Annotated in this window: 6 protein-coding genes and 1 tRNA gene; 2 read left to right on the top strand and 5 right to left on the bottom strand. The window is 53.5% G+C overall.

Going from position 1 to position 5,262, the window contains the following annotated elements:
* Positions 1-128 precede the first annotated feature (128 nt).
* Both LAP85_29505 and LAP85_29500 read left to right on the top strand, forming a co-directional pair.
* Positions 129-431 (top strand): hypothetical protein, encoded by a 303-nt coding sequence (locus tag LAP85_29505; GenBank protein MBZ5500547.1) that lies wholly within the window; start codon positions 129-131, stop codon positions 429-431.
* A gap of 95 nt (positions 432-526) precedes the next feature.
* On the top strand, positions 527-1,168 hold the full coding sequence (locus LAP85_29500; protein ID MBZ5500546.1) for a hypothetical protein: 642 nt from the start codon (positions 527-529) through the stop codon (positions 1,166-1,168).
* A 323-nt stretch (positions 1,169-1,491) separates the two neighbouring features.
* Here the strand turns inward: LAP85_29500 and LAP85_29495 are convergent, their stop codons facing one another.
* The 5 genes from LAP85_29495 to LAP85_29475 form a co-directional block, all read right to left on the bottom strand.
* A complete protein-coding gene (locus LAP85_29495; protein MBZ5500545.1) occupies positions 1,492-2,418 on the bottom strand; it encodes a hypothetical protein in 927 nt (308 codons plus the stop codon).
* Between the two features lie 157 nt (positions 2,419-2,575).
* Positions 2,576-2,652, bottom strand: a tRNA-Arg gene (locus LAP85_29490).
* A complete protein-coding gene (locus LAP85_29485) occupies positions 2,630-3,817 on the bottom strand; it encodes a site-specific integrase (GenBank protein MBZ5500544.1) in 1,188 nt (395 codons plus the stop codon). Before LAP85_29485 ends, LAP85_29490 begins: the two co-directional genes overlap by 23 nt.
* A 162-nt stretch (positions 3,818-3,979) precedes the next feature.
* A complete protein-coding gene (locus LAP85_29480) occupies positions 3,980-4,129 on the bottom strand; it encodes a hypothetical protein (protein ID MBZ5500543.1) in 150 nt (49 codons plus the stop codon).
* A gap of 129 nt (positions 4,130-4,258) precedes the next feature.
* Positions 4,259-4,552: a helix-turn-helix domain-containing protein gene (locus LAP85_29475; protein MBZ5500542.1), complete on the bottom strand. Its 294-nt coding sequence runs from the start codon at positions 4,550-4,552 to the stop codon at positions 4,259-4,261.
* Positions 4,553-5,262: the final 710 nt, after the last annotated feature.

Below are 5,262 nucleotides of genomic sequence, written 5' to 3'. Positions count from 1 at the left end.
ACGCGGCATTTTCCATCAGGGCATAAGCCGATCGTCGATGCTATGAGCGTCTGAGCACATGTCTGGAGTTTTATCTGCGCCGCCCAGTTGTGCGGCGCCGGCAAGTGAACAGATGGCGCCCTTTCATAATGCGTATTACCCGCTACCCGAACATTGAGCCGGAAGGAAAGCTAACAGTAAAGCGCCAATTAGGTCGCGATCGCGATTTGATCATCCACTGGTGCGCATACGTCAGAGGACGCGCGCGCTTCCAGGGTGCGTGGCTCATCGCCACATGGACGTACAACGGCATTACCGGAAACTACGAGTTTCACGCCTCCGAAGTCCCATTCTGCCTAATCTGCGTGGCTGGAACCAACCTCGTTTTCGAGGCAGTCTGCGCCATCACTCGCACGCCGCAAAGCTGTCTGGATGAGAGGCTGGCGAAATAATAGCCCTTGTGCTCGGGCAACGATTCGCATTTTGATGTAGGGAACGGCCTGGTTGTCATTCCAGCCTGATTCTCATTCGCATCGGAGGTTGTCCTATGCCAAAGCGAATCAGTCCTTCGGACACTGCCAATTACATTGACCGTTTTTTCCCCGACATCGTCAAAAAGAAACAAACACTCAGTTGGGATCATGCTGGCCATTTGCAGGCTATTTCTGAGATGATTGACTCCCTGCATGAATCTCAGCTACCAGCAGATCCAGGAGATCGGACAATTCTCTTGGTTGCTTCAAGGCAGATCCTAACGACCGTGAGATGTTGGGAAAGCGGGAATCGAGCCACAGGCTTACCTGAAATACCGGGCCTACGCGACAAATCTCCCGTTGCGGTCATTCGCGAGTTGCTGGACAAATGCACTGAGACCATCATTCCCAACGCATTAGCCGGATTAGATTTCATCAAGGATCCAGACTATCGCCAAATCTTGCGTGAAGATCTTGCAGGTTTTGAATCGGACCTTGACAACCGAGAATGGAAATCAGCTGGTGTGATGGGGGGCTCATTAATTGAGGCGTTGCTACTCGACGCACTAAATAAAGTGGCCCCAAGCGCTTGCCGCTCAAAATGCTCAGAAGGACAAAGGGAAAGTTCAACCACTGACGGATTGGAATCTAAAGGCGTATATCGATACAGCCGAAGAACTGAAGATTATCACTCCAGAAACTGCCCGGCTTGCTGATCATGCCGAGAGCCGGTCCCCGCATGGCACCGCACCCGATGCGCCGGCAACCATTCGTCTGCTCGCGGCCTCGCGCCACGCAGCGATGATGTGCTCCTCTTGCCTCTTCCGCCCGCTCTTCCGGCGAAATGCGTTAGAACGAAAATTGAGGGCCAAAAATCGAGCGCAAACTTGTTTTCTGTCCCTCCGAATGGCTTTTCTCTACATGATCGAAAGACTTGCCGTCGTCAGTCCCCCATCCCGGCAGGAAGAGGGCTGGAATCCGAAGTCAGCGCAGACAGCTTGATTCCTGGCCGGGAGGAGGGCGAATTCTGCGGCATCGGCTACTTTTGGGGCTCGTGATCCTTTTCGATCTTGCCTCGTTTGACTAAGCTGGCTCCGTGGCGACTCACTCGATACTCCGCGAATTGAGAGGATGCTCCAGAATCTGGATCCCAATACCAGTCTCCATGAAATACAAGGCGAAATCGATCTTGCTCAACGGTTATATAAAAAATGGGCGGAGCAACGCCCAGGTAAATCGTATCCGACCTTTTCAACAAGATCTCGGGTTTTGTGGGCGAGCTGCCGGGACGAACTACTGAATATCGGAGGCGTTGCCAAAAGGATGAGCACCACGGATTGACGTCAGCAGTAACGATAAAAAAATCACCCTTACTGTCGGAGGGAGAAATTGCGTAGCCAAACTGTGATTGAGCGCCTCGAATGTCCTCGTAGTTGGATGCTTCATGATCGAGAATCAGATTCCACTCAGCCCCCTTTCGGCGGAAAACATAGAAGGAAGTGTCCTCACCACACATGACCCATATTGTCGTAGTGGCTATGATGAGGTCGGAATAACCTGCGGGTGCCTCGATTGAAATCCGGTCAATTTGATTATAGAAATAGTTGTGCGATTCCTCGTCCTTCCAGTTCTGATCTTGAGCTTGTTTACCAACTTCCACGCCAGCCTTTTTCAAGCTGAGTATGACCTGCGACTTCAGTTCATCGGGAGAATTCCAAGGGATCCTCTTATCATTCATTTTGGAAAGAATCAGGTCACGAATTTCGTGCTTTAGCTTGGTCAACAGCAGCCTGACCGCCACGGGGATTGACGGATCGCGGGGCTTCACCGCTATGCCTCCCAATGCATTGAGGGTCTGCTTGACTGATTCGGCGAATGCATCACCACCGATCGTTTGAGGGAATGGAGCATTCGCGTTGATTGCGAGCCAGCATGAACAGAAAAAAACGAATGTGATAATTTGCATCTCTTCCTCAGCTGCTGATGATAGCGCGAATTGCAGCTAATTTCGTCGAGCAAAACGAGAACGAAATCATACGACAAGAGCATATACGATTGCCGTTACTCTGCCGTTAAGGATGCTATGCGGATACTGGCTGGTTTGGTTAAACTATTGAAAAGAATGGCGCACCCGGCCCGACTCGAACGGGCGGCCTGCGGATTCGAAGTCCGACGCTCTATCCAACTGAGCTACGGGTGCGCTTGTTGCAACGGATTGATTCTACAGTGTGTTCGGGGGGGATTGCAACTTCCGCTTGAGGAGCATTTGATCTGACTGTGTCTGCGACTGTGCCTGCGACTGTGCCTGTGACCTCATTCAAGCGCTTCGCGGCCTGATCAAGGTCGCCGGCGCTGACGATGTTGTATCGCTCGAAGACGGACCTCGTTTTATGTCCCGTCATCAGCATGGCAACGCGCTCAGGGATACCGGCTCGGACAAGGTTCCTTACGGCTGTGCGCCGAAGGTCGTGGGGGATCCGGCCCGGAGTTCCGGCGTTCCTGCAGGCAGTCTTCCATGATCGCCTGAATTCTCTGATAGGCTTGCCAGCCCGATTGAAAACCCAAGGGCAGATGATGCCCCGCTTCTTCAAGGCTGCAGCCCGTGCCTTCTGGCCTTCCAGGACGGTCCTCAACTCCTGTGTGAGGGGAAACTCCCGCGCCTCGTCGTTTTTTGTCGTCCCGGCCTCCAGCCGCACCCGGCCAGCCTCGAAATCGACCTGGGGCCATCTTAGGGGCATTACCTCGCTGTAAATCCTCCAGCCCGTAATGTATGCGAAGGTAACCACGGGGCTGAGGTCCTTCGACAGATTCTTTCGAATCGATTCGAACTGTTCCGGCTCGAAAAATCCGGTCCGGACATTGTTCTCCTTAAGCATCGGGATATAAGGTTTCTGAATGATTCGGCCAGCTTGAGCGGCCAGAGAGTACGTCCGCTTGATTGCTGCCAGTTCCCGGTTGATTTCCGCGTTCGATGCCTCCTCCTCCTGGCGCAGGTCAATGAACTTGCGAATATCCACCGTGGTGATCGCCGATGCGCGGGCTTCGCCGAGGAAGGGAAGGATGTGCAGCCTTAGCCTTGCCTCAAGGTCCCGGAGTGATCGTTTCGCGTTTACCTTGTAATCCTTGACCACGTCCTCGGCTATTTCCCTGAACTTGATGCGGCCCATCCTCGGCGTGATAGGAACTCCCTTGGCGACATCTCCCTCACGCTGATTCAAAAACGTTCGGGCCTCGCCAAAAACGGCTGTGCCTGTGCTTTCTCGGATTGGGATGCCGTTGCGATAGTACTGAACCCAATAGACGGCGCTCTCCTTTTTCTCACCTGTCTTTTTGTCCTTGTAGGTGCGTTTGTAAATCATGCCCATGCCTTACCTCGCTTTCCAGACTGAAGGGATTCGCTGATCTTGGTTGGTGATTTCGATGATGTGGGTAGATAAACTGCAGGCAGCCATGCGTCCTCCTTTTTAGGATGCAGGGTCAGGGCGCGTCAGCCGTTCGCAGCGGCTGGCGCGTCCGCTCCATGCAGGCTATTTTCCTGCGTGCTTCTTTTCGGTGTTCTCCAAGTACTTCTCGACAAGACGTCTGATCAGATCCGTAATCGGGATTCCTTCTGTGGCACACTGGATCTTCAGTTTGAGGTGGAGTCCATCCTCGAAGTCGACTGTGATTCGTTTCATGCGTACAGTATATACTGATTACAGTAACTATGCAAGGTCTCGTTTGCGTCAGCAGAGCTGAGCTCAGTGTGTTTTTGCGCTGCCGTCTCGTTGCCCAGGGTACATTTCGTAATGTCATATTGGTACTGCTTATCCCTTGCTTTCCTCGATAAGGCGGTCGAGGTCTTCGCGATCGAGCATGATCTTGCGCATCAAGTGGTCCTTGGAGTTCGCGACCAAGCGTCCGTTCTTCTTCAGCCGACTTCCCGGCAACCTTACGGCTTTTAGAGTTCCGTCCAGGCAGTAATCCCTCAGCAGCCAATAGGAGACACCCAGGTATGCAGCGGCCTGCTTGAGACTCAGCAAGCGGGGATGGCCCACGGATCTTAGATCCGGTTGCCTCCCGATGCCCTCGCTGGCGACCGCGTGATTATTGGTTGTCATTGGCTCATCCAATTTGACTGTGCCTGTACTGTGCCCGGTTCTTGCTACTGTCTGCTGCCCCCCCCCGCCATGCCCTAACGGGGGGGTACGGAGCAGTCTCTTATTGTTACGACCGAGTTCCTTCCGGGATGCCGTTGAGCTTCGACAAGTCCGGCCCTTTCCAAGGCCAACAGTCCACGATAGGCTGAGTGCCGAGAAACCCCCATATCACCCAAAAGGCTCATGGACAGCTTCACCTGGGCGGAGTGGTTTACTGCAGCCAGGAACCACAAGCCAATCCCCACGTGAAGTGCCTTGCCCGGCAATCGAGCCGCCACACTTAACCACTTCCATGGAATGGGGCCCTTGAGGAATCTCTCACCTGCTTTGTGCCGTGGAAGAACAGGTTTTCTCGTCACGAGTGTTGAGCTGGGGGTAAGGCGCAATTGTTCCGGATCTATGAGGTCTACCATTATCGTAGGGCCTCCTTAGTAGAAGAGATATTAGATTGGACGGGTGTGTGCTGGTGAGCAGCTATGGTTGCCTCCGCGCACAGGTCAGGTGTGCACCCGTGTCCACCTATGCCGGATCTATATGGTGTACCCCAAAAACTGGACAGGTGATTAAGGTGTAAAATCGCTGCCGCCTCGGAGGAGCGAGCGATGAAAAGAGAGCGGAAGCGGTATGATGGGACACTCAAGGCCAAGGTAGCGGTGGAAGCGATCAAAGGC

Source organism: Terriglobia bacterium, from assembly GCA_020072565.1.
GTDB lineage: Bacteria > Acidobacteriota > UBA6911 > UBA6911 > UBA6911 > JAFNAG01.
The sequence above is the reverse complement of the archived record's forward strand: the minus strand, read 5'-3'. Positions and strand labels throughout refer to the sequence as shown.